21 protein-coding genes are annotated in these 23,951 nt (G+C 49.1%); 7 read left to right on the top strand and 14 right to left on the bottom strand.

Annotated elements, in window-relative coordinates; genetic code table 11:
* Positions 1 to 74: 74 nt before the first annotated feature.
* The 6 genes from B0D95_RS09655 (at position 75) to B0D95_RS09630 (ending at position 7,229) form a co-directional block, all read left to right on the top strand.
* Positions 75 to 1,715, top strand: a complete 1,641-nt coding sequence (locus tag B0D95_RS09655; RefSeq protein ID WP_078043711.1) for a methyl-accepting chemotaxis protein — start codon at positions 75 to 77, stop codon at positions 1,713 to 1,715.
* Positions 1,716 to 1,731: 16 nt separating this feature from the next.
* Positions 1,732 to 2,553, top strand: a complete 822-nt coding sequence (locus B0D95_RS09650; protein WP_078043710.1) for a protein-glutamate O-methyltransferase CheR — start codon at positions 1,732 to 1,734, stop codon at positions 2,551 to 2,553.
* Positions 2,554 to 2,657: 104 nt separating this feature from the next.
* Complete coding sequence (locus B0D95_RS09645; RefSeq protein ID WP_244904511.1) at positions 2,658 to 3,056, top strand: chemotaxis protein CheD; 399 nt, start codon at positions 2,658 to 2,660, stop codon at positions 3,054 to 3,056.
* Positions 3,057 to 3,140: 84 nt separating this feature from the next.
* The gene (locus B0D95_RS09640) at positions 3,141 to 4,187 is read left to right on the top strand and encodes a chemotaxis response regulator protein-glutamate methylesterase (protein WP_078043708.1); all 1,047 of its coding nucleotides are present in this window, start codon (positions 3,141 to 3,143) and stop codon (positions 4,185 to 4,187) included.
* The gene (locus B0D95_RS09635) at positions 4,184 to 5,410 is read left to right on the top strand and encodes an EAL domain-containing protein (RefSeq protein WP_078043707.1); all 1,227 of its coding nucleotides are present in this window, start codon (positions 4,184 to 4,186) and stop codon (positions 5,408 to 5,410) included. The genes B0D95_RS09640 and B0D95_RS09635 overlap by 4 nt, the downstream gene beginning before the upstream one ends.
* Before the next feature lie 91 nt (positions 5,411 to 5,501).
* Positions 5,502 to 7,229, top strand: coding sequence for a phosphate ABC transporter substrate-binding/OmpA family protein (locus B0D95_RS09630; protein ID WP_078043706.1), 1,728 nt, complete (start codon positions 5,502 to 5,504; stop codon positions 7,227 to 7,229).
* 98 nt (positions 7,230 to 7,327) lie between these two features.
* On the opposite strand, the gene B0D95_RS09625 is transcribed toward B0D95_RS09630, so the two are convergent.
* From B0D95_RS09625 to B0D95_RS09610, 4 genes are all read right to left on the bottom strand, one after another.
* Positions 7,328 to 7,705, bottom strand: coding sequence for a hypothetical protein (locus B0D95_RS09625; RefSeq protein WP_246841766.1), 378 nt, complete (start codon positions 7,703 to 7,705; stop codon positions 7,328 to 7,330).
* Between the two features lie 184 nt (positions 7,706 to 7,889).
* Entirely contained in the window at positions 7,890 to 8,966 is a 1,077-nt protein-coding gene (gene purK / locus B0D95_RS09620; RefSeq protein WP_078043705.1) for a 5-(carboxyamino)imidazole ribonucleotide synthase, read from the bottom strand.
* A gap of 48 nt (positions 8,967 to 9,014) precedes the next feature.
* Positions 9,015 to 9,506, bottom strand: coding sequence for a 5-(carboxyamino)imidazole ribonucleotide mutase (gene purE, locus B0D95_RS09615; RefSeq protein ID WP_078043704.1), 492 nt, complete (start codon positions 9,504 to 9,506; stop codon positions 9,015 to 9,017).
* Between the two features lie 180 nt (positions 9,507 to 9,686).
* Entirely contained in the window at positions 9,687 to 10,625 is a 939-nt protein-coding gene (locus B0D95_RS09610) for a sodium-dependent bicarbonate transport family permease (RefSeq protein ID WP_078043703.1), read from the bottom strand.
* A 121-nt stretch (positions 10,626 to 10,746) separates the two neighbouring features.
* On the opposite strand from B0D95_RS09610, the gene B0D95_RS09605 reads away from it, so the two are divergent.
* Positions 10,747 to 11,694: a LysR family transcriptional regulator gene (locus B0D95_RS09605; RefSeq protein WP_078043702.1), complete on the top strand. Its 948-nt coding sequence runs from the start codon at positions 10,747 to 10,749 to the stop codon at positions 11,692 to 11,694.
* Here the strand turns inward: B0D95_RS09605 and B0D95_RS09600 are convergent.
* From B0D95_RS09600 to B0D95_RS09555, 10 genes are all read right to left on the bottom strand, one after another.
* A complete protein-coding gene (locus B0D95_RS09600; RefSeq protein WP_078043701.1) occupies positions 11,677 to 12,564 on the bottom strand; it encodes an endonuclease/exonuclease/phosphatase family protein in 888 nt (295 codons plus the stop codon). The two genes, B0D95_RS09605 and B0D95_RS09600, sit on opposite strands and share 18 nt — an antisense overlap.
* Positions 12,561 to 12,878: a DUF2007 domain-containing protein gene (locus B0D95_RS09595; RefSeq protein WP_078043700.1), complete on the bottom strand. Its 318-nt coding sequence runs from the start codon at positions 12,876 to 12,878 to the stop codon at positions 12,561 to 12,563. The genes B0D95_RS09600 and B0D95_RS09595 overlap by 4 nt, the downstream gene beginning before the upstream one ends.
* A 21-nt stretch (positions 12,879 to 12,899) precedes the next feature.
* A complete protein-coding gene (locus B0D95_RS09590; RefSeq protein WP_246841765.1) occupies positions 12,900 to 13,862 on the bottom strand; it encodes an FAD:protein FMN transferase in 963 nt (320 codons plus the stop codon).
* Positions 13,863 to 13,988: 126 nt separating this feature from the next.
* On the bottom strand, positions 13,989 to 14,675 hold the full coding sequence (locus B0D95_RS09585) for a response regulator (RefSeq protein WP_078043698.1): 687 nt from the start codon (positions 14,673 to 14,675) through the stop codon (positions 13,989 to 13,991).
* A 30-nt stretch (positions 14,676 to 14,705) separates the two neighbouring features.
* On the bottom strand, positions 14,706 to 17,366 hold the full coding sequence (locus B0D95_RS09580) for a sensor histidine kinase KdpD (RefSeq protein ID WP_078043697.1): 2,661 nt from the start codon (positions 17,364 to 17,366) through the stop codon (positions 14,706 to 14,708).
* Positions 17,367 to 17,385: 19 nt separating this feature from the next.
* Complete coding sequence (gene kdpC / locus B0D95_RS09575) at positions 17,386 to 17,973, bottom strand: potassium-transporting ATPase subunit KdpC (protein WP_078043696.1); 588 nt, start codon at positions 17,971 to 17,973, stop codon at positions 17,386 to 17,388.
* 51 nt (positions 17,974 to 18,024) lie between these two features.
* Entirely contained in the window at positions 18,025 to 20,088 is a 2,064-nt protein-coding gene (kdpB, locus tag B0D95_RS09570) for a potassium-transporting ATPase subunit KdpB (protein WP_078043695.1), read from the bottom strand.
* Positions 20,085 to 21,806 (bottom strand): potassium-transporting ATPase subunit KdpA, encoded by a 1,722-nt coding sequence (kdpA, locus tag B0D95_RS09565; RefSeq protein WP_078043694.1) that lies wholly within the window; start codon positions 21,804 to 21,806, stop codon positions 20,085 to 20,087. Before kdpA ends, kdpB begins: the two co-directional genes overlap by 4 nt.
* A 3-nt stretch (positions 21,807 to 21,809) precedes the next feature.
* Entirely contained in the window at positions 21,810 to 21,896 is an 87-nt protein-coding gene (gene kdpF / locus B0D95_RS21115; RefSeq protein ID WP_371453652.1) for a K(+)-transporting ATPase subunit F, read from the bottom strand.
* A gap of 104 nt (positions 21,897 to 22,000) precedes the next feature.
* The gene (locus B0D95_RS09555) at positions 22,001 to 23,596 is read right to left on the bottom strand and encodes a right-handed parallel beta-helix repeat-containing protein (RefSeq protein ID WP_168172430.1); all 1,596 of its coding nucleotides are present in this window, start codon (positions 23,594 to 23,596) and stop codon (positions 22,001 to 22,003) included.
* Positions 23,597 to 23,951 lie beyond the last annotated feature (355 nt).

The following is a 23,951-nucleotide window of genomic DNA, read 5'->3' as shown; positions in this document are numbered from 1 at the left end:
TCTATGAGCCGTACTTGATGGGTTTTTAATCGTTAACCAATTTAAATATTTTGTAGACTCCAAGGGAGCTTTGTATGACTGTCGCACAAAAAATGTCTTTGTTAGTGGCAACTGCGCTGATAGGTATCATTCTGTTAGCTGGTTCTGCTCAGGTTCAACTCAATTCCGTTTTTGATACAACCAATTACAGTAATGAAAATATCATTCCAAGTATTGTGGCATTGTCCAACGTACAGAATGATGTTTCGCGTGTTCGAATCAGGGTTACTACATTAGTATTAAACGATGATGCCTCATTAGTGCCTGGAATGATTGATGATATCAATCAAGGTGTACGTGCGGCTCAAGCAGGACTGGAAAGCTACAAAAAAGTAATATCTGATAATCGAGATAGAGATCTGCTTTCGGAGGATGTGCAAGCTTTTGATAAATACAGTGCCAGTATTCCAGGGATTATTGCTGCTGTGAATAATAATGATGGTGCTTTGGCCCGTGAATTATTAGCCAAGGCAAGAGAAGACGGTATTGCTGTAATTAAAGCGATGGATAATCATGCGGAATACAATGTTGAGTTGGCAGCCAATGCAAAAAATTCTGCTTTGGCAACAAAATCAAGTGCCGTAGTGATTTCTATCGTAATTGCAACCATTACATTGATTGCTGTGGGTATTATTGGTTTTGTTATTACTCGCAACTTACTTCGCCAATTAGGCGGAGAGCCAGAATATGCTGCCGCAGTCATTACCAAAATCGCATCTGGTGATTTGACTCAAACGGTGATGACCAAACCTGGCGACACAACAAGTATGCTGGCGGTTATTCGTGAGATGTCCAGTACCCTGTCGCAGGTTTTGTCTGAAGTCCGTGGTTCGGCAGATGCCCTTGCCTCCGCCTCTGAAGAAGTCAGTTCAACAGCGCAGTCCTTGGCAAAAGGCGCTTCTGTCCAGGCGGCCAGTGTTGAGGAGACATCTGCTTCAATGGAAGAAATGTCCGCGTCCATTATTCAAAATACTGAAAACGCGAGTGTGACTGATGGCATGGCTCAGAAGGCAGCATCAGATGCAGCGACAGGTGGTGCGGCGGTATCAAGCACTGTGGATGCAATGCGTAAAATCGCTGAGCGCATCAGCGTGATTGACGATATTGCCTATCAAACCAATTTGCTTGCTCTCAATGCCGCCATTGAGGCAGGTCGTGCGGGTGAACATGGTCGCGGTTTCGCTGTGGTTGCTTCCGAAGTGCGTAAGTTGGCCGAGCGTAGTCAAGTAGCCTCGCAAGAGATTGGCTCATTAGCCGGTGAAACCGTTAGCAAAGCAGATAATGCGGGTAAATTGTTACAGGAAATGGTTCCTTCTATTCGTAAAACGGCAGATTTGGTGCAAGAAATTGCCGCAGCATCTACTGAGCAGTCTGCAGGGGTTAACCAAATTAATGCTGCTATCGGGCAGGTTAGTCAAACCATGCAACAGAACGCCGCTGCTGCTGAAGAACTGAGTTCAACCTCTGAAGAGTTGAGTGCTCAGGCATTGCGGTTGCAGGAGGCAGTTAGCTATTTCACATTAAGCAATAACGATGGATCCGCATCGCGGAGTTTTAGAGGCAATAATGCTTCACATCACTCAGCTTCCAATCAAACGGCCTCTCGTCCTCGTAAGGCGGCTAGTAAAGCCTTGACCGATGATGAACTGGATAGGGATTTTGTTCGTTACAATTAAGTAGAGTCGTTAGGTTATGGCGAATGAAATATCACATGCAATGCCTTCGGATAAGGAATTTCAGTTATTTCAGCAGTTAATTGAAAGTAAGTTAGGGATATTTTTGCCACCGCAAAAAAAAGCATTGCTCAGTAATCGCTTATGGAAACGATTGGCTGCATGCAATATGAAGGGCTTTGAAGAATATTATCGTTATATTCAAAGCCCACAAGGCAAGGGTGAGTTAAGTCTTGCCCTTGAGTTAATTACTACCAATGAAACTTACTTTTTTCGAGAGCAAAAGCATTTTGATTATTTGCGTGATGATATTTTACCAAAGTTAAAACCCGGTAATAATTTTCGTGTATGGAGTGCTGCTGCCTCAACGGGTGAGGAGCCTTATAGTATTGCAATGCTGCTAGCTGATCGTTGCCAAAATACATGGGAGCTGTTGTGCTCTGATGTAAACCGGAAGGTGATTGAGCAGGCTAAGGTGGGCATCTATCCTGAAATGCGCATCAAAAATATTCCGCCAGAATATTTGCGTCGTTTTTGCCGTAAGGGGGTTGGCCCGCAAGAGGGCAATGCTCGCGTTATTGCTGATTTACGTCAGGCTGTGCAATTTTTCACGCTGAATTTGCATGAGGATTTTCCTGATCTGGGCAAGTTTGATTTGGTTTTCTTGCGTAACGTATTGATTTACTTTGAAAATGAAAACAAGACAAAGATCCTTGAACGTATTGCCGCTACCTTGAAGCCTGATGGGATCTTGTTTGTTGGCCATTCAGAAAGTCTGCATGGTATTAGTGATCGTTTTTCACAGCTAAGGCCAGCCGTTTATAAGCTGACACAAAGGTGATACCTGTGGTAGTGGTTAGCAAGTACGATACTTGTACTGTTCATCCGGGGGAGCTGTATTTTGGCACTGCCTATACTCACATAAGAACGCTGTTAGGTTCTTGTGTGGCTGTGACCGCATGGCACCCTAAATTAAAAGTGGGTGGTTTATGTCACTATTTGCTAACAGAACCAAAGCAAAAAAATGCATCAACACAAGGTAAAATTTCAGCGCGAGATTATCGTTATGCACAAAATGCGCTGTTGGAAATGAGATTGGCCATGTTGCGCGTAAGCAATCCAAAGGAATTTCAAATAGGGCTTTTTGGCGGCGGTGATATGTTTGCCTATAGCGGCCCAACCTCTATTGGCTCTGACAATATTGCCTATGCTCGGGAATGGCTTATACAAGAGGATCTAAAACCATGCCGTGTAGATGTGGGAGGAGCTATCTCCCGCTCATTAACCATGGTTATGACTAGCGGTGAAATTCAGGTAAAACATTATCAAATGAGTGCTGATTGATGCCTTGTAATCAGGCAGGGATCGACAATACTTATACCAGCTTAAAAACATACTAATCCTATTTCCCTGGAATACTTAATTGCTATGACAATTGATGTGTTGGTAGTCGATGATTCGGCTGTAGTGCGTCAGGTGCTGACGGCAGTGCTCAATGAAGCACCTGATATCAATGTCTATGCAACGGCCTCGGACCCGATTTTTGCCCAGCAACAAATGCAAAAAAAGTGGCCTGACGTTATTTTGCTGGATATTGAAATGCCCCGTATGGATGGTCTGACATTTTTGCGTCGCTTGATGAGCGAGCAGCCAACGCCAGTCATCATATGTTCTTCCCTTGCTGAAAAAGGTGCGGAGCTGTCGCTACAAGCGCTGTCTGCTGGTGCCATTGATATCATTACCAAACCGCAATTGGGCGTAAAAGATTTTTTGCTGGATGCCAAGCATTTGCTCTGGCAAACCGTGCGTGGCGCCGCCGGTGCGCATGTTGCACGGCGCGCGCCCAGTGCTGCTGTTACCAAACCTATTCCGCATGCACATGCGGTGGATTTGGTGACCATGACGGCGACTACAGATTCTATTATTGTGATTGGAACCTCTACGGGAGGAACTCAGGCGCTGGAGGAAATCCTGAGCAAAATTCCGCGCACTTGCCCAGGTATTGCTGTGGTGCAACATATGCCGGAAAAATTTACCGCCGCGTTTGCCAAACGCTTGGATGGCTTGTGTGAGGTGGATATTAAAGAGGCCGAGTCAGGTGACCGTTTAATTCCGGGGCGCGTTCTGATTGCGCCGGGCGGACACCATTTGGAGGTGCAGCGTTCAGGTGCGCAATATGTTGCAAAGGTATTTCGTGGCCCTAGCGTGAACCGTCACTGTCCGTCTGTGGATGTGCTATTCCGTTCCGCTGCGCGTGCGGCAGGGCGCAATGCTACGGGTATTATCCTTACCGGCATGGGAGATGATGGTGCGCGAGGTTTGTTAGAAATGCGGCAAGCAGGTTGTCGTACTATTGCGCAGGATGAAGCGTCCTGTGTGGTATTCGGAATGCCTAAAGAGGCAATTAGCCTTGGGGCAGCGAAAGAGGTGATGTCGCTCTCACAGATTCCTGCCGTTTTGGGAGGTAGGGCGTGAAATCCACAATCAAAGAATTAAATGTACTGGTTACTGATGACAGCTTGACCCAGCGCCAGTATGCGCAGGATTTATGCCGTGAAATGGGGGTTGCCCAATTGCTGGGCGCTGCCAACGGAATGGATGCTTTACAAATACTGGAGCATGAGGCAATCGATGTTGTGTTGATTGATTTGGAAATGCCGGTGATGGATGGGGTTGAACTCATTCGCGCCATTGCACAAAAAAAATTATCGACCAGCATTATTATTCTCAGTGCAAAAGATCCCGTTTTAATTTCCAGCGTAGGTACTATGGCTGAAGCCGATGGCCTGCATGTATTGGGAACCTTTCAGAAACCACTATTACCTGATGCGCTTGAATGCAGTTTGTTGCGTTTTATTCACGATGCCAAAATGGCATTGCAACCTATTGAAGATGATATCGAGCAAGATGTAACTGCTGTAGAGTTAAGTAAGGCGATTGTTAATAATGAGATGACCTTGGCCTTCCAACCCAAATTAACCGTGCAAGGGTTAATATTGAGTGGTGTAGAGGCCTTGGCGCGTTGGCATCACCCTACCAAAGGAATGATTTCTCCCGGTGTTTTTATTCCGCTTGCCGAGCGCCACGGATTGATTGATGCGTTAACGCGGCATTTATTAGAGCAGGCATTCAAGCATAAGCGCACCTGGCAACAATACGGTCTGCGTTTTAATCTCGCCTTTAATTTATCGCCCCTCTCCCTTGCTGATATAGATATTGTGGATTGGTTGTGTGCAATGGCCGCGCAATACGATGTGCCTGCTAATGAAATTACCTTTGAAATTACAGAGAATGCCTTGCTAGGCGAATTGGCCAGTGCGATACGTACACTGGCGCGTTTGCGTTTAAAGGGTTTCCATATTGCCATCGATGATTACGGCACTGGTTTTGCGAATGCACAGCAGTTGTCACGTGTACCTGCGACAGAATTAAAAATTGATCGCTCTTTGGTACACCGCGCCGCCGCGCGTCCGCAACAACAAACTATTTTTGCCAGTACGGTTGAACTTGCTAAAAAACTCAATCTGTCTACCGTTGCAGAAGGTGTTGAAACCCGGGAAGACTTTCAAGTTGTTGTGGATTTAGGTGTTGATTTGGTACAAGGGTTTTATTTTTCCAAGCCGCTATTTCCCGATGATTTATTGACCTGGATTAAGACTGGCTTGAGTCAGTTACGTCGTGAGCATGAGGGAAAATAAGGGTAAATAACCACCAGTAATACCGCTTTGTCATGTAACTGTCACCTCTCATTTCTATAGTGCGCGCTTCTGTTCTTTATCGAGAAGCGCCATGTCCCCCAAACCCCATAAGAATATTCACTATAACGTCGCCCTGGTTGATAAATTATGGAATTTGAAGCGTTTGTGCGAGGTGCATTTAAAAATGCATATTCCGCTCAACATGGTATTAAAGGATGAAGACTATCGCCACGAATTGCTCGAAAAAGCGCTGAGTGCCAATGACGCTGAGTTAACTGCATTGGTATGGGAAGTGCGTCAACTTGAAGATTCAATCACCTCGGCAACCCACAAGGGTGAACAATTCAAAGTCGCTAAAAAAGTAAAAAAAGGTATTCGACTTTCTGGCCTTGCCATGATCTCTTGTGCGCTATTGTTGATCTTAAGCGGTTATTTACTGCGCTCATTTTTACCGCTGAATGCCGGCGAAGTATTTGTCATCCAGGCAATTAGCGATACGCATATCAAACCGGCGAATGCCCTTGCGCATACTGCAGCGGCGAATAATGGTGTACTGACCCGTGCGACAACTCCGCTGTTTCGTGTGCATGGCTCCAATACCGTTGGCGAGAAGTTGGCACCGCGATTGGTTGAATCCTATTTAATGGCGCGTGGCGGCGCGAATATTAAAACCGAGCAGGGTAACAGCCCGGTTGAAAAAGCAGTCAGTGCAGAAATCAATGGGCGTATCGAGTTTGTACAAATCCATGCCCACGGTTCCAGTACGGCATTTACAGATTTATCAGATGCCAAGGCCGAGTTGGGCATGTCATCACGACGGATCAAAGAGCAAGAACGCGAATTGTTAATGAGTAAGCAGGGCGACATGACGGAGCCCGGTGCTGAACATATTATCGGTTTGGATGGGCTTGCGATTATTGTTAACAATACCAACTCGGTCGGTAGTTTATCCATTCCGCAGTTGGTGAAAATATTTTCCGGTGAAACGACTAACTGGTCTGAATTGGGTGGTGCTGATCGTCCCATCACCCTCTATGCACGGGATGAAAATTCCGGTACCTGGGATTCCTTTAAAAGTATGGTGTTGGACCCTGCAAAAGCCAGCATGTCTCTGGCGGCCAAGCGGTTTGAATCCAGCACAGAGTTGTCGGATGCCATTGCAAAGGATGAGGGGGCTATAGGTTTTATTGGGTTGCCTTATGTGCGTCGCGCAAAATTATTGGCTATTTCAGCGACTAAAACTGCCAAGGCGATAGTACCCACGCATTTCACCGTCAGTACAGAAGATTATCCACTGGCGCGTCGCTTGTATTTTTATTTGCCGCAAAAAAATACCAATGCCGAAGCGGAGGAGTTTGTGCGCTTCAGTGCGACCGAGCGCGGTCAGAGCATTGTGGAAGACATAGGGTTGGTCTCACAAAATATTAAAACCGGTCAGCCTTACAGCAATAGTTTTTACCCTGAAGAAATGCGCCAGTTAACAAATCGTTCACAGCGTTTGTCGATTAACTTTCGTTTTAAAGATGGTAGTGATGAGTTGGATACCAAGGCGATTACCGATTTGGAGCGCTTGGTGAAATATATGGAAACCAATGCACCAAAACGGGTGCAGTTGTTTGGATTTACCGATGACGAAGGGAGTAATTCAGATGATCGTGAATTGTCCTTGCGCCGGGCCAAGGTTGTTGAACAAGCGTTAATTGCACGCGGTATCTATCCGTTAGTGGCGCGTGGCATGGGTGATGAAGCACCTTTGGCGAGCAGTAAGTCGGAAGAGGGGCGCCGCATGAATCGCCGTGTAGAGGTGTGGATTTTATAGTGAAAGCGACTGTCTTCACCCACAAAAAAAGCGCTTACAGGGCGCTTTTTTTGTGGGCATTATTAGCTGGCTATTGGCTGTGTCTTTGCAACGCAGTACTAATCCTGTTGCAGTAACCAGCGTTTTGCACTGTCAGCATCGTTGAACAATCGACCGTAACCAATGGAGCGGTTCGCCAACACATCGCGGACAAATTGTGTGGTCTCGCGAGTCCGTGGATTATTATCAACCCACGCGAATGTGTATTTTTTGGTGATGCCGACCTTTTTAAAGATGGTGGGGTGATCAAACGCTTCCGCGGTTGATACCGAATCAAATAAATATTGTTCGCCAAGCACTTTGAAGCATTGGTACTGCTCACAGGCATCGACCACGCTCTGCCACATAAACAGAGCGTTTTCATAATTGCCCATGCCACGTACATCCACATGCAGGTAATTCTCATGGGGTGTGATTTTCAGATCAAGGTCCGTCAAGCTAAATAGCTCCTATTCATAAAAGTAACTGTTACTGGGGTGTTGTGCTATATGCGGCAAAGTGAAGGGATAAATCTATGCTTGTTGTTACGTTACAGGTAGCAAAAACTATCACACTTCGGTGCTGACAAGATGCAAGAATTAACCAAACCTAACAAAAAGCCGGAACAAGTCCGGCTTTTTGTTAGAGCGATTCCAGTGCACTCAGGCTCCAGTCGATAGCATCGCGGTAGTAGTGTTCGGGCAGCAGGTCGCCGAGCAAAACCAGGGTTTCGCGTACCTCGGTAATGTTATTGCTGACAATATTGATATGGCCCACTTTGCGACCAGGGCGAACCTCTTTACCGTACCAATAAGTGCGTGCACAGGGCAGGTTGCGCCATTGTGGGTTGTAGTCGATACCGATCAAATTGATCATCACATTTTGACCTATCACCTGTGGTGCAGGGATGGCCATATCGGCAATGGCGCGCAGGTGATATTCGAACTGGCTGATGCTGGCGCCTGCTTGTGTCCAGTGGCCCGAGTTGTGTACGCGTGGTGCCAATTCATTAATCAGCAATTGATCGCCAACACGGAAGGTTTCCATGGCCATCACGCCAACGTAGTCCAGCGCATTCAAAATGTTACCGAGCATCTGCTCGGCTTGCGCTTGCAGCGGTTGCAGGCGGGCGAGTGGCGCAACCGAGGCGTAGAGTATGCCGCTCAAATGTAAATTCAAGGTGAGTGGATAAAACACGCATTCGCCCGCTGCATTGCGCACACCCACCAGAGAAACTTCTTCATCAAAGTTGATCGCCTGTTCGGCGATTGCTTCACCTTGCCAATCACCGGGCACTTCATCGTCATCAGTACGCAACCAATGTTGGCCACGGCCATCGTAACCGCCGGTGCGACGCTTCAGCAGTACGCGCTCGCCAAGTTGATCGCGCAATTCATTCGCAGTGATGTCATTGGCAACATTGCGCCATGGTGCTGTGGCTATGCCGAGTGAGTCGATCAGTTCTTTTTGGGTTTTACGATCTGCCAGGCGGCCAAACACGTTTTGATTGATAAAACGCGGATGTTGGGCAAGTGCATGGGTCACCAGGGTTGCCGGCCACTGCTCACGCTCGGCGGTCACCAGATCATCAACGGCCAGTGCAGGCGCACTGCTTTCATTAATATCGACAGGGCACACGTCCAGCGCCAATGGCATGCCGGCATGCTTGAGCATTGCGCCCAACTGACCTGCACCTAAAACCCAAATTCGTTGACTCATGCCTAACCTCGGAAACAGCCTGTAAAACGGGAAATGATTGATTGCGCCTTATTGATCTCTTGGATCGGGATTATCCAAAACGGCCTGTGTCTGGTCATGGCGGAATTGCTCGATTTTGATGGCCAGCGCAGGGTCAGTCACTGCCAGGATCTGGCAGGCCAGCAGGCCAGCGTTAAATGCGCCAGCAACCCCAATCGCCAGTGTGCCCACCGCTACGCCTTTGGGCATCTGTACGATGGAATAGAGGCTATCTACACCGCTCAGGGCTTTGCTTTGCACGGGAACGCCCAGGACTGGCAAGCGGGTGTGTGCTGCCACCATGCCCGGCAAATGCGCTGCACCACCGGCGCCGGCGATGATCACCGCATAACCCTGCTCCACTGCGTTTTCAGCAAACTCCGTTAGCTTTTGCGGGGTGCGATGCGCCGACACTACCTCAGTGTGGTACTCGACACCCATCTGCTCCAGTATTTCTACTGCCGCCTGCATAGTGGCCCAATCGCTCTTGGAGCCCATAATCACCGCAACTTTTCTTGCCATAGCGCTTGCCCGAATGCTTGAAACTCAATAAGTGTAAGCTCAAAAAATGAGCCGGAAACGGAAAAAAGGCGCGCATATTAGCACGATGCTGGGGGGATGCCGAATGCATTCTTTGGGCATTCTTGACTGGCAGCTATCAACGCGGATTACATTGAGGTGACGCCCCCCAACCGGTATCGCTTACAGATGGCTTATCACTTCCATCATCTGGTAATAAACGGGAATTCCCACTAACACATTCAACGGAAAGGTCACGCCCAGTGAGGCGAAAATGGAGAGGCCTACATCGGCCTCGGGGATTGCCCCGCGAATGGCTGCTGGTGCGGCGATATAGGACGCACTTGCAACCAGACTGCCGAGAATCAAGCTGCTACCGGCGGGTAAGCCGAGCAATACACCAAGGCTAATGCCTATGGTCGCCAGGATGACTGGCGCGACTAACGCAAAGCCAATCAAGCGCCAATGTTTTATCGGGAATGGGTTGAGGTGTTTGGACACACACAGTCCCATTTCCAATAAAAAGAGGGCGAGCAGCGCTTTAAACGCACCGAGGAATAAAGGGCTGATCGCTGCACTGCCTTCGGGCCCGTACCAGTAGCCAATCAGCAAACCGCCAGCCAGCAGAACCACCCCGCGACTGGTTAGGGCTTCGTGCCAGATGGCGCTGGCTTTGGCTGTGCTGCCAGTGACTTTGCGATAAATCATAATCGCCACCACAATTGCCGGTAGTTCCAGTAAAACCAGGTAGAGAGTGGTTTGTGGTGCTATCGGCAGGTTGTTGGCTTCCGCAAAAGCCAGCGCGACGGCAAAGGTGCCGGCACTGGCCGAGCCATAGTGTGCTGCTAGGCTGGCGCTGTCGGCGGCGTTAAGGCCTGCAAGTTTGCGAACAATTGGATAGACAGCCAAAGGAATGGCGATGCCAATCAGAATAACCACAACCACTTCGGGTAGTAGCTGCCAGCTCACTTGTCCGTGTAGGGCTAAACCTCCTTTCAGTCCCAGAGTCAGCATTAACAAAATACTGAGTGTGTCATAGGCCGCTTTGGGCACTTGAAGGTCAGACTTGGCAACTCCGGCAAGGGCGCCGAGCAAGAAGAACATAATAACGATATCGGGCATGGTTCGCTCCACAGTGTGATGGCAGTGGTGCTATTGTCGTTTTATTTGGTAATTGATGATAATTAATGTTTATGATTTATTATATTTATAGTCATCTATATGTTGGAATTTGAATGCTGCTATGAATATTCGACATCTCACTTTTCGCCTGTTGCAGGTCTATGTCGCTGTGGTGCGCAGCGGTTCCATCTCGCAAGCTGCCCAGCAATTGCATCTCACCCAACCCACGGTTTCCCTGCAGGTCAAGCGCCTGAGCGAAGCGGTGGGGGAGCCTTTGCTGGAGCTGCGCGAGGGTAGCTATAAGCCGACATTTGTCGGTACCGAGCTGTATCACGCCGCTTTGGACGCACTTACCCGCTTTGAGGACTTTGATGGTTTCCTGACCGATGCCGCGCGTGGTAATAAGGGCCATTTCAGCATTGGTGTGGTAACAACGGCACAGTATGTGTTGCCGCGGCTGCTCAGCCCCTATGCGCAACAATATCCGGCGGTGGATGTGACTTTTAATATCGGCAACCGTGGCAGTGTGTTGCAGCGGTTTGAAAATCAGTTGGATGATTTGTATCTGTTTAGTCATCCACCCACAGGCGACCATGTAATTAGCCGTCGGTTTTTGCGTAACCCGTTGGTGTTAATTGCACCCATCCATCATTGGGCGGCGCAGCGGGATGAAGTGGATTGCGTGGAGTTGGTTGATGAGCGTTTTTTAATGCGCGAGCCTGGCAGTGCGACGCGGATGGTTTTTGAAAATTTTCTGCGCGAACAGAATTTGCAATTGCACAACACCATGCAAATTGAAAGCAATGAAGTGATTCGGATGAGTGTGGAAAATGGCTTGGGTTTGGCCGTGTTATCCGAGCATACATTGGCACAATCCCAAGCGCGTGTAGCGCAAATTAAGGTGCGCAATTTTCCGTTGAACAGTCATTGGTATTTGGTGCAGCATGGCGATCGCCGCTTGCCTGTTACCGCGCATAATTTCATTGAATTTATGAATGCCCATTTAACTGAATGGGTGGAAGAAAAATATATCCGCAACGAATTGGCGGTGCTACTCGGCAATCAATAAAGAATCTACGGGTGTGGCTGCTGTATCCACCGTTACGATGATTGGATAGTGATCCGAGGGGTAGATATTGTTGTAGATGGTGGTGTCTATTTGATGGCTTTTCACCTTCATTGATTTTTTCACAAAAATAAAATCAATTTTATTGTTTGGCTCTTTGTTTTCGCCAAAGCCGTTGTAGGTATTGGTGCCGCCTACAGCAGGTGTGATGGATATTTTCTCGGCGTCGGCGAGTGTTTGGGTAATGATGCCGTAGGTTGTGGAGGTGGCGATAACATTAAAATCACCAGTTACCACCAAGGGCGATGCTGCGTCAATTTTTGCGATTTCAGCCAGGAGTAATTGTGCCCCTTCCTGTCGTGCGGTTTCACCTTCATTATCTAAATGCGTATTGAGTGCATAGAAAAGCTGTTTGGATTGCGCATCGAGTAATTTCGCAATGGTCAGTGTACGGCGATAAGCTGCATCCCAGCCGAGCGAAGGCTTCAACGGCGTTTGCGATAACCAGAGTGTTTGCTGCGACTGTAGCGAAAAGCGTTCAGTGCGGAACAGAATTGCATTTGCTTCGCCTTTATCTTTGCCGTCGTTGCGGCCAACCCCCGTCCAGGAATAATCATCCAGCATTTCAACTAAATCTTCTACTTGAAATATTTCAGCTTCCTGTAAGCCAATCACATCGGGATCGTGCGTTTTAATTAAATGTGCGACAAAATACTTACGTTTTTCCCAGTTGTGAGGGTTTTCCGCTGGCTCGCATAATCCACACCGGATGTTGTAGCTCATCACTGTCACAGTATTTTTTGCAAATGCTGTTGTGGTTAGTGCACTGGCAGTGACTGCCAGAAGAAGAAAAATTAAGATGATGTGTTTCATTGCGCCAACCCCACTTTCTCCGTTTGGCAATTCCAACAGGTCTCAAAAGCAGCGGCGTTTTGTTCATTGCATTGTGCGCATTGCCATTCTGGTGCGCTGGGTGTGTTAAACGCATTGGACAGAATATCGATAGCTTGTTCGTAATCGGTATCTTCCACTACCCATAGTTCCGGCCAGGTATCAAAGGGCGATATTTCGCCAATGGCGCCCGAGGAGAATTCATTTTTCCACACCACACGAATTCCGGCTTGTTCGAGAATGTTCTGCGCATTACCAACTAGAAAACGGTTTTCGTGGGTGTAGACAAGTTTCATGCTGAAGAATCCTGTTGGTTATTAAGGGTTTTTAAAGCTAATACCGGTAATTGCTTTTAGTGCATCGGATTCGGTTTCAATAAATTTATCGCCTTCCTGATCAATAAATAATACCGGCAGGTTTTCTGCATTCGCCACCTTCAGCCCCTCGCGGCTTCCCAGGCAGGAAAAGGCGGTAGACCAAGCGTCACCCAGAGTGGCATCGGGGTGAAGAATAGTGACGGATACAGTGTTGTGCTCAACGGGTTTGCCGCTGCGCGCATCCAGAATATGGCTGTAGCGTTTGCCATGATCATCAAAAAAATGACGATAGGTGCCTGAACCGATCAGCGACATGGGCTTGCCCGAATCGAAGCTGACAATCTTGTGCATTTTGCGCTCATTCGGTAGCGGTTTTTCCAGCGCGATGCGCCAGGCCTCACCATTGATTTTTTTACCTTGAACTTTTAATTCACCGCCAATTTCTACTAAATAATTGTGCACGCCATATTGCTCAAGCAGTTTCACAATGCGTTCCACCGCATAGCCTTGGCCAATAGAGGAGACATCAATACGCAGGTTGGGAATTTTTTTCCGCAGATGTGTTGCGTCAACCGTTTCCAGATTGTCCAGGCCGACATTGGCGAGTGTGGCGGCGATAGCATCGTCACTGGGCGGGTTGAATACATCGTTCTTAAAGCCCCACAAATCGAACAGGGGTTTGATGGTGAGGTCATAACAGCCATTGCTGGCGCGATGTATAACGCGCGCAATCTCCACCAGTTCTACCATCTCTGCATCCACTTCTACCGGGTCGGTGGATTGCTGGTCATTAAACTGTTCAATTTGTGAGTCGTCGCGATAGTTGGACAACACCAGATCCATGCGCGCCAGCTCTTCGTTCACCGCCTCTTCAATGCGGCTGAGGGGGACATTGGTATCGGCGGGCAATTCAAAGGTGAGGTTATAAGTGGTGCCTTGTGCATAGCCAGTGATTTTGCTCATTTCCGGGCTTTTGCTACAGCTAAGGATAAGAAAACTGGTCGCAACCAGTAGGAGGTGAGGGAGAAAACGCATAATCATACATCCGGTAGTGGGTGCAGCCAGCCGCTGCTATTCGCCTCCCATTATTCAATAGGAGGCAAAAATCAGGCGGTAGCCAACACCAGCTTCAGTTTTGATGTACTTGGGTTCTGCCGGGTCTTCCCCCAGCTTCTGCCGCAAGTGGCTGACTATTATACGCAAATAATGGGAATCTTCCTGATGGGTTGGCCCCCAAATTTCCTGTAACAATTGCGTTTGGGTGATCACGCAGTTGGGAACCTTGGCGAGCTTTGAGAGTACCGCATACTCTTTGGGCGTTAGATTGACAGGGTTGTTGTCCGTTTTGACCAAACGTTTGCCTAAATCGATATATAAATAGCCGTCATCCAGAATCTGTGCGCTCTGCTGCTTAATGTGATCGCGCAGATTGGCACGCACACGGGCGAGAAATTCTTCAATACTAAACGGTTTGGTCACATAGTCCTGCGCACCGGCGTCGAGCAGCTGCACTTTTTCTCTATCACTATTGCGCACCGAGAGCACAATCACTGGTACGGTTGACCAACTGCGCAATTCGCGTAGCAGGGTTTGTCCATCCATATCGGGAAGGCCTAAATCCAGTACGACCAAATCCGGTTGCAGGCGCAGGATACTGGACAGTCCCTGCTCACCATTTTCTGCTTCGCTAATATCGTAACCTTCGCTTTTCAGGGCGATGCGCAGCATGCGCCGGATTTGCGTTTCATCGTCGATGACCAGAATTTTTGCGCTCATTACAGGCTCTCGTGCTGTTCGCTATTTGGTTTATGGTTGATTCAATGGTAGCGGAATCTCCACTAAAAAGCGTGTGCCGGTTTTTTGTGCACCTTCCTGTGCAGTCACACTGCCACCGTGTGCCGCAATCATGCCCTTACAAATGGCGAGGCCTATGCCCGTGTTATTTTTTTTGTGATCACCATCGGATACCACATAAAACATATCAAAAATTTTCTCGCGCAAGGCCTCAGGAATACCGGGTCCTTTGTCGTCAATGGTGATAGTACAAGTGTTCTGTTGTTGTTCCAGAATGATGGTAATTTTTTCACCGGGCGGCGTAAATTTTGCGGCATTTTCCAAAATATTAAATAAAGCCTGTTCTATTAATGCGGCGTGCACATAGAGCAGCGGCGGTGCGCCATTTACCTGAAAATCAACCAGAGCATCGGGGCTGTAGCGTTTCAGTCGCGCCAGCGCACTGCCGATAATGTCGCTGGCAGACACCCAGTCGCGCTCAATTTTCAAGGTTCCATGACCGAGGCGAGTCATATCCAAAAGATTTTGGATGTAGCGATCAAGGCGGCGGCTCTCTTGCAAAATTGTGTCGATTAATTCACTGCGATCTTCGCTACTGAGTTGTTGATCCAATAATCGCAAGCTGTCGGCAGCACCAATCATAGCGGAGAGTGGCGAGCGCAAATCGTGCGAGACAGATGAGAGCAGCGCTGAGCGTAACTGTTCAATTTCTGCTTTTACCCTGGCGGACTCCAAATCTTTGGTGAGGTGGATACGTTGCCATGCATTTGCCGCTTGTTGCGTCATGGCGTTGATGATGTCCATGTCATAGGTAGTAAAACCATATTTTTCAGCGTGTAGTCGCACCAGCATCACGGCGATGGTTTTGTTATTTTTCGCAATCGGAAAACAGCTCCAACTGGATTTGCTGAGCGTATCGCTAAAGCGACCGGAAGGTGCTGCTTGTTTACGCGTCCATTCAATCGCCGCCATATCCACTCCACTGAATCTTTCACCGCGAGCGGGAAAAATATCGTAAGAATTATCGCTGTTGAACTGCACTATGTGGGTTTCTGCCAGAAGTGCGCTGTTGAGTTCTTTGGTGAGCGCTTGCCAGAGTACATTCTGGTCATCAGCAACTGCAAATTGTTCTGCAAGCCGCTGTAGTGACTCGGAATAGCGATTAGATTCCGCCAGTAGTAAAAATTGACGGCGTATACGTGAAGCCGCTGGGCCACAGACCAAACCAATGATGACTAAAAAAACCAGACGGGAAATATCTTCCTGATTGTTTACCGTGAGCGTGTGAAGTGGCTCGGTAAGAAAAAAATTAAAACTGAAGAATGAAAAGATAGCCGAGAATACTGCTGGCGCGGCGCCAAAACGCAGGCCGCTAATAATCACCGCAACTACATAAATTAATACCAGATTATTCGGATCTAACAGGTTTTTTGATAGCACAGCAATCATGCTGGCGAGTGCTACGCCAAGAGTGCTGAGTAAATATCCGCGCAGATCAGATAAGAATGTTTCGGCAGGTTGAATAAAATGATTAACGCGGCTGTGCTGATCGGGATCGCGATAAACGCTCACCTCTAAACCTAAACCACTGTTAATCAACCGTTGATAAAGTGGTTTTCGCCAGCGCCACTTGCGTGTGCCCGAGCCTACCAAAACGGTGTTGATGCGTTCTTCTCGAATAAACGGGATTATGGTTTGCCAGGTGCTGGGGCCGCGCAGGATTTCAGTGCGCGCGCCTAACTCCTGTGCCAGAGTCATGGCAGATTGCAGGCGTGCTTTGTCTTGTTGCAGTTGTACCTGGCCAGTATCCACCCATACTACCAACCAACTCATACCGCGTTTTTCTGCCAGGCGACGCCCGATACGAATTAAATAGTCGTGCGTACTACGGTTTGAAATTAACACCAACAACTTATCGTTAATAACGAGATGTTGTTGTCCGCCGCGTGAATCCAGCCTGGTTTTGAGTGAGTCATCCACATGTTCGATGACAATTTTCATCGCCAATTCGCGCAGTGCCGTTAAATTGGCAGGTGAAAAAAAACCTTCCAGCGCGGAGCGAGCATATTCTTCTACATAGACTTTTCCTTGCTGTAAACGCTCGATCAAGTTTTGCGGGGGTAAGTCAATAAATACAATTTCATGGGCTTGATCGATAAATGAATCGGGTACGGTTTCCTGCACGCGCACGCCAGTAATTTGCAGCACCACATCATTCAGGCTTTCGATGTGCTGCACATTAAGAGTGGTGTAAACATGGATGCCTGCTTTGAGTAATTCCGCAATATCCTGATAGCGCCTTTTATGGCGGCTGCCGGGGGCATTCGTATGCGCGAGTTCATCTACCAGAATAATGTTGGGGCGCAGCGCGAGCGCCGCATCTACATCAAATTCCGTGAGCTGTTGGTTTTGGTAGTGAATGGTTTTGCGCGGCAATATTGTACAGCCTTGCAATAGCGCTTCGGTTTCAGCGCGCCCGTGCGTCTCCACCAAGCCGACACACACGGCCGTTCCCTGTTGCTGCAGTTCCTTCGCTGCATTGAGCATGGCGCAGGTTTTACCTACGCCGGGCGCCGCGCCTAAAAATATTTTCAACTGCCCGCCACCTTGCTGCTGCACGGTTTTTAGCAGCGCATCGGCTTGTTGGTGACGCTGTGTTTGTTCATTGTTCATGGCAAGTGCTATCTAGTGGTTAGTGCGGGGCAAGCTGATCGAGCGCGAGATTTAATAAAAGCACATTAACACGCACTTGTCCGAAAATTCCCCATTGTTTTTGCTCGGTATTGTTCGCGACCAATTGCACAACTTCTGCCTCGCTGATATTGCGCGCTCTGGCAACTCGGGCGATTTGCACTTGTGCCGCAGCGGGGGATATGTGCGGATCAACCCCTGAGCCGGAGGCGCTGATTAAGTCCACCGGTATTTGCGTTGCAGTAATCTGCTCGCGGATTTGAATCGCAGTGCTATCTGTGAGTGCCCGCTCGCGCAGCGCCGGATTGCTCGGTGCGAGGTTGCTGCCTGCCGTGGCCATAGGGTCGTTGCTGGCGGCGCTGGGGCGGCCGTGAAAATAGCCATCGCCACTAAAGGTTTGTGCAACCAGTAGTGAACCGCGCGCTTCACCTTTATGCTCTAACAAACTGCCCTGGGCTTGATAGGAAAATAATAGCTCGCCCAGTTTGGTGATGCTGGCGGAATACAGGATTCCGCACAGCACTAGCATTACCAAACAAAAGCGCAAGCCGATAAAAAATTGTTGTGAAAAGCTGAGTGAAAAATTCATGGTAAACCTCAATGACATAAAGAGTTGTGATGCAATTACATCAAGGGCGCCTTAGATTAACGGCGTAAGTATCACATCCAATAATTTGATCGCAATAAAGGGTAAAAAAACACCGCCCAAACCGTACACCAGCATATTGTTGCGCAGTAATTTTTCCGCGCTTATCGCCCGTAGATTCACACCTTTCAGTGCGAGGGGAATTAACGCCGGAATAATCAGCGCGTTAAAAATCAACGCGGCGATCACGGCGCTTTGTGGGCTGTGCAACTGCATAAAATTCAGTGCGCCGATACCCGGAATCGCGGCAATAAAAATCGCGGGCACTATCGCGAAATATTTCGCCACATCGTTGGCAAGTGAAAAGGTGGTGAGTGCGCCGCGCGTCATCAGCAATTGTTTACCTACTTCAACTACCGCGAGCAATTTGGCGGGGTCAGAATCCAGGTCCACCATATTGCCCGCTTCACGCGCCGCTTGAGTGCCGGAGTTCATCGCAAGACCAACATCTGCTTGGGCGAGGGCAGGAGCGTCGTTAGTGCCGTCACCTACCATGGCAACCAGGCGGCCTTTGGCTTGTTCGGCGCGGATCAGTGCGAGTTTGTCTTCCGGTTTTGCTTCCGCAATAAAATCATCCACACCGGCTTCAGCGGCTATGGCACCGGCGGTGATGGGGTTATCGCCGGTGACCATAATCGTGCGTACACCCAGTGCACGCAACCGGGCAAAACGTTCAGCGATTCCGGGTTTGATTACATCGCTCAAGGCCACCACACCGAGGATGGCGGTGTTGCTGGCGACCACCAGCGGCGTTCCGCCAGTTTGTGCGACCTGATTAATGAGACCCTGCAAACTACCCGGTACAAACAGATCGTAACCCTCTGCCCAGCGGCTTACCACTGTGCCCGCGCCTTTTACAAATTCGCGCGCGGCATTGCCATCTCTTGCGGGCAGGCTCAGACCTGACAGACGGGTTTCGGCAGAGAAGGGCGAGAAGACTGCGTCGTCTGGCAAAGTGGGCAAATGAAACCCGCGATTTTCGGCCAGCTTGAGGATGGATTTGCCTTCGGGAGTTGGGTCTTGCAGTGAGCTGTAAACGGCGGCCTCCAACAAATCTTGTTCGCTTACACCTGCCACCGGCAAAAAGCGCGTGGCCTGGCGGTCTCCAAAGGTGATGGTGCCGGTTTTGTCGAGCATGAGGGTGTCTATATCGCCTGCGACTTCTACGGCTTTACCGGATTTCGCGACTATGTTGGCGGCCAGCGCCCGGTTCATTCCAGCGATACCAATTGCAGGTAGAAGCCCGCCGATTGTGGTTGGAATCAGGCACACCAGCAGCGCGATCAGCATGGTGTTATCGAGATTTACGCCCATAAATCCGGCCATAGCGGGCAGGCTGGCCACGGCGATTAAAAACACCAACGTCAGCGCCGCAAGCAACACCGTGAGCGCCAACTCGTTCGGCGTTTTCTGACGTTTGGCGCCCTCCACCAAACCGATCATGCGGTCGAGAAAACTCTCGCCCGGTTCGGTGGTGATGGCGACGACTATCTCGCCGCTCAACACTTTGGTGCCGCCGATAACGCCCGAGTGATCGGTACCGGCTTCGCGCAATACCGGTGCCGATTCACCGGTCACGGCGGATTCATTGATACTGGCCACGCCCTCGATAATCTCGCCATCGGCGGGTACGTAGTTGCCCGCGCTCACCAACACCTTATCACCCTTGCGCAGTTCGGTGGCTGGGATGGTTTTGGTGGCGCGGCCGTGGTTGTCGAGGCGCTCAGCCATCAGGTCGCGGCGTGCTGAACGCAGGCTGGTGGCTTGACCGCGCCCGCGCGCCTCGGCAATTGCTTCAGCCAGATTGGCAAACCAGACGGTAAACAGCAGGATCAAAGCGCAGGTGAGTTCAAAGCCAAAACTGGCGCCAGCGAATGCTCGTTGCAAAGTGATACCGGCACTTAAAAGGGTGCCGATCAGCACCACAAACATCACCGGATTTTTACTGGCGCTGCGCGGATTGAGTTTTTTTACGGCAATCCAGCAAGCGGAGGCGATTTGCCTTTGGTCGAGCGCAGGCGCTGCTTTTTGAGATTTTTTAATGAGTGAATTCTTCATTTGGCAGCTCCTGAGTGTTGCGCCAGTTGCAGTGCTTCGCCAATCGGACCAAGCACCATGGAAGGCAGGAAGGAGAGGAAGTTGAGTAGCAGAATCACCGTCACTAGCGTCAGGCAAAAGGTGGTGCTGCCGATATTCAAACTGGCGCTGGATTCCGGCGCGACACGTTTGCGCGCGAGATAACCGGCTATCATCAGCGGGATAAACAGCGGCAAGTAGCGACCCAATGCGAGGCACAAACTGGTACTTAGATTCCACCAGGGAGTGTTATCGCCCAGCCCCTCAAACCCCGAACCGTTATTGGCAAAGGCGGAGACGTATTCGTAAATCACTTGGGATATACCGTGAAAGCCTGGATTGCTGGTGCCGGTGATAGACGGAATTGTCAACGTGATGGCGGTTAGCCCGAGGATGCACAAACTGGGTAATACGATTAGCAGGCCAAGTAGACGAATTTCCGGAGTCTCCAGCTTGCGCCCGAATATTTCCGGCGTGCGCCCGATCATCAAACCGGCGAGGAATATGGTGGTCCATACGTACACCATAAAATTCACAAAGCCGCAGCCAATTCCGCCCCAGATGGCGTTGATTAGCATGCCCGCGCGCGTCACTAAACCGGCAATCGGGTTGAGTGAATCGTGCATCGCATTCACCGAACCGTTGGAGGTTTGGGTGGTAAGTGTCGCCCAGAGTGCGGAGGCATCGGCGCCAAAGCGAACCTCTTTACCTTCCATGTTTACATCGGCTGCGCTCAATCCGCTGAAGGCCGCATTGGGTTGGCGCTCGCTGTAAACACTGGCGCTAATGCAGGCGATACTGAGCATTCCCATCGCCGCCAACGACATCAAGGTAAAACGGCGGTTGCGGAGCAGATAGCCCGCCATAAACACCACCGCCATAGGGATAAGCACCAGCGCCATGGTTTCCAGCGCATTGCTCAGTGGCGTGGGGTTTTCCAGTGGATTGGTACTGTTAGGCCCGAACCAGCCGCCGCCATTAGTGCCAAGTTGTTTGATCGCCACCATCGCCGCGACTGGTCCGCGCGGGATTGTTTGTTCAACACTGGCTGACTCAAGTGTGGTGACCGTCGCCGCGCCTGCATAGGTACTCGGCACGCCTTGCCAAGTCAGCAAGAGCGCGAGAATAGCGGCAGCGGGAATCAATACGCGCACCACGGCGCGGGTCACATCCACATAATAATTACCCAGATCCCGCTCTTCGCCTTCAGCGGCAGTGTCTTTATTGTTGCCACCGAGCAGGCCGCGTAATACCGCAAGGCAAATCGCCAAACCCATCGCCGGAGTCACAAATTGCAGGGTCACAATCGCCACCGATTGCGAGAAATAACTCAGCTGCGCTTGCCCCGAATAGTGTTGCTGATTGGTATTGGTGATAAAGGATACGGCGGTATGAAGCGCTAAATCCCAACTGAGCGGGCCGATACCATCCGGATTTAACGGCAGACGATGCTGAAATAAAAACAACAAAAAAGCGGCAATAAACAGCAAAAAATTGCTCAGCAGAAACGCACTGCCGTAGGTTTTCCAGTCCATGCCGCGCGATGCATTAATCCCCAACAGGCGATAAAGGGTTTTCTCGATGGGTAAAAAAATCCGGTCGCTGGCGTGAGGCTGCGCAGAGAAAATCCCCGCCATATAAATCCCCAGCGGCCACGCCAGCAACAGGCTGGCAACAACAATCAGCGTAATTTCCAGCATGGTTTACTCCTGAAATTTTTCAGGTGCGACCATAGCCACACACAAGTAGATGGAGAGCGCTATAACAATCAACAACAGCAACGTATTCACGGGTATAACCTCATCTGTTAACGAGGAGATCAGATTAGGGAAAACGCGCGTAAAGAATCGAGTGGGTTGGAAGCGAGGGGCGTAAAGAAGTTGTAAAGAGAGATTTATCGCGGAGGGGTTACATTAATCATCTGCTCTTTGCGCGCCGCCCTGCCTTTTTCATCCCATACAATCAGTGTTACCGAATATGTGCCGGGTTTGGAGTAGCGATAGGTGGGATTAGTGGCGGTGCTGGGCAGGCTTTGCCCCAAGTCCCACAACACATGAGCGATGGCGCCACCTGAATTATTTGAATGCGAGGAATTGATAAATGCAACAGGCTTATGTACCTCAACTTGCGTGGGTGATTTGAAATCAGCGGTAGGTATAGCGCTGTTTTTGAATCCTGATGATGTTGGTGTTGCATTATTTTTATTGCGGGTGACTTGATTGTCGCTCCACTGTAAATCATTACCGGGATAGGTGGTGATCGCTCCTTGTTGGTTGTCGCTCAGGATATTGTTGGTTAAGGTAAATTGATCAATATCTTTGCCCGAAAACTCAACGCCCATCCCTTCATTTCCGCTGATAATATTTTCTTCCAGCGTGATCCGGTGGGAATTTCCATTGACTCGAAAACCATGACCCTGATTTTCATAAGTCGATTGAGCATGATTTCTGTAGGTGTTAGAAAAACTATTTTTATAAAAATAGTGATAACTTAATCCGATTGAATCGCCTTGTAATTGTACGCCCCAATCCGCCACATGACTGATGTTGTTGCGCCCCCAAAAAACATACTCTTTGGGATAATCAATCGAGATGGAAATACCGACCTTTGAACCTTGGCTTACATGGTTGTCGGTAAATATATTGTTTGATCCTCCCGCTAATTCAAGGCCCGCGTATTTCCAGTCATCTACTTTGTCTGAGTGAACAGTATTTCTGCGGATTGCGCTGTAATTGGTTTTATCCAGGCTTATCCAATGCTCAACAACATTATCTTCAATGATGGCACGGTTGCACTCTGTGTGTACTTCAATGGATAAACCCTCAATCGTTTTACCGATTCCAGTAATGATGTTCTCACTGATAATTAAATCAGTCGCACCATTATTGGCCAGTATTCCACCGCGACCGGTATTGATAATGGTGTTTCTGAGTGCGTGATTATAGGAGGAGCCGTTGGCAAACCGAATCGCCGCGCCCCATTCAGAGCGCACGCCAATATTGGAAAAGGTGTTATCTGCTAGCAGGCTATAATTCACCGCGTTTTTCCAATCGGCATTGCCTTCAAATAAAATGCCGTGCGGCCCAAAACCGCGATAGGTGAGATTCTGTATGGTGATGAACTGTATTTTATGGCCGCTACCGTTTTTAGCAAAAATGCCATTCGCAAGGCTTTTCATCTTTCCGTCGAGAGTGAAAGTGGTTAGCTCTACATTGGAAGTGTCTGATAAATTAATCATTGCGAAGTTATCTGCACCGGAAAACTCAACAATTGCTCCGGCTTGTGATTCGCCTTGAATCTTAATGTTTGATTTGGCGATAAGAGTACGGGAGATGGTATATATTCCATTGGGGATAAAAACCCTATCGCCAGAATTGGCGGCGTTGATTGCAGCCTGAATGGCTAAGGTGTCATCCTTACCGTCGTTGCCGTGTGCACCGTAATTGACAATATTAATATTCGCGGCAGCTTCTGCACGTTGACTTATCATGTGCTGAAACAATCCATAGAAGATCAATACACAGACGAGATTAACAAGGGTGGTTTGCATTGTTTACTACCTTAAGTGGCCTGAATCAGCAGAGGTAGTTAGCCTTAGTTGATGCCGGCAAAGATTTGCGACATAGTCAAACCTATGGATTCTCAGGTTTTTGTAGGTATAAGGTCAATAACTGGGTCAGACCAATTATGGCACTGACTCTAGCAGCAGTTATGCTGACAATGGACAGCCATTCATACAGATCGAGTTACTAAGAGCGACGAGTTGTGTTTCTGGTGTTGGTTTTGCCGAGGTATTTGCAAAACCCAAAATCGAAAAGCGAGGATAAAAAGTCCTCATAAGGATT

The organism is Cellvibrio sp. PSBB023 (genome assembly GCF_002007605.1).
Lineage (GTDB): Bacteria > Pseudomonadota > Gammaproteobacteria > Pseudomonadales > Cellvibrionaceae > Cellvibrio.
The sequence above is the reverse complement of the archived record's forward strand: the minus strand, read 5'-3'. Positions and strand labels throughout refer to the sequence as shown.

Coding starts and splice junctions, on each gene's coding strand:
- B0D95_RS09655 (WP_078043711.1), top strand. CDS start 75: ATGACTGTCGCACAAAAAATGTCTTTGTTAGTGGCAACTGCGCTGATA.
- B0D95_RS09650 (WP_078043710.1), top strand. CDS start 1,732: ATGGCGAATGAAATATCACATGCAATGCCTTCGGATAAGGAATTTCAG.
- B0D95_RS09640 (WP_078043708.1), top strand. CDS start 3,141: ATGACAATTGATGTGTTGGTAGTCGATGATTCGGCTGTAGTGCGTCAG.
- B0D95_RS09630 (WP_078043706.1), top strand. CDS start 5,502: ATGTCCCCCAAACCCCATAAGAATATTCACTATAACGTCGCCCTGGTT.
- purK (WP_078043705.1), bottom strand. CDS start 8,966: ATGAGTCAACGAATTTGGGTTTTAGGTGCAGGTCAGTTGGGCGCAATG.
- purE (WP_078043704.1), bottom strand. CDS start 9,506: ATGGCAAGAAAAGTTGCGGTGATTATGGGCTCCAAGAGCGATTGGGCC.
- B0D95_RS09610 (WP_078043703.1), bottom strand. CDS start 10,625: ATGCCCGATATCGTTATTATGTTCTTCTTGCTCGGCGCCCTTGCCGGA.
- B0D95_RS09605 (WP_078043702.1), top strand. CDS start 10,747: ATGAATATTCGACATCTCACTTTTCGCCTGTTGCAGGTCTATGTCGCT.
- B0D95_RS09600 (WP_078043701.1), bottom strand. CDS start 12,564: ATGAAACACATCATCTTAATTTTTCTTCTTCTGGCAGTCACTGCCAGT.
- B0D95_RS09595 (WP_078043700.1), bottom strand. CDS start 12,878: ATGAAACTTGTCTACACCCACGAAAACCGTTTTCTAGTTGGTAATGCG.
- B0D95_RS09590 (WP_246841765.1), bottom strand. CDS start 13,862: ATGAGCAAAATCACTGGCTATGCACAAGGCACCACTTATAACCTCACC.
- B0D95_RS09585 (WP_078043698.1), bottom strand. CDS start 14,675: ATGAGCGCAAAAATTCTGGTCATCGACGATGAAACGCAAATCCGGCGC.
- B0D95_RS09580 (WP_078043697.1), bottom strand. CDS start 17,366: ATGAACAATGAACAAACACAGCGTCACCAACAAGCCGATGCGCTGCTA.
- kdpC (WP_078043696.1), bottom strand. CDS start 17,973: ATGAATTTTTCACTCAGCTTTTCACAACAATTTTTTATCGGCTTGCGC.
- kdpB (WP_078043695.1), bottom strand. CDS start 20,088: ATGAAGAATTCACTCATTAAAAAATCTCAAAAAGCAGCGCCTGCGCTC.
- kdpA (WP_078043694.1), bottom strand. CDS start 21,806: ATGCTGGAAATTACGCTGATTGTTGTTGCCAGCCTGTTGCTGGCGTGG.
- B0D95_RS09555 (WP_168172430.1), bottom strand. CDS start 23,596: ATGATAAGTCAACGTGCAGAAGCTGCCGCGAATATTAATATTGTCAAT.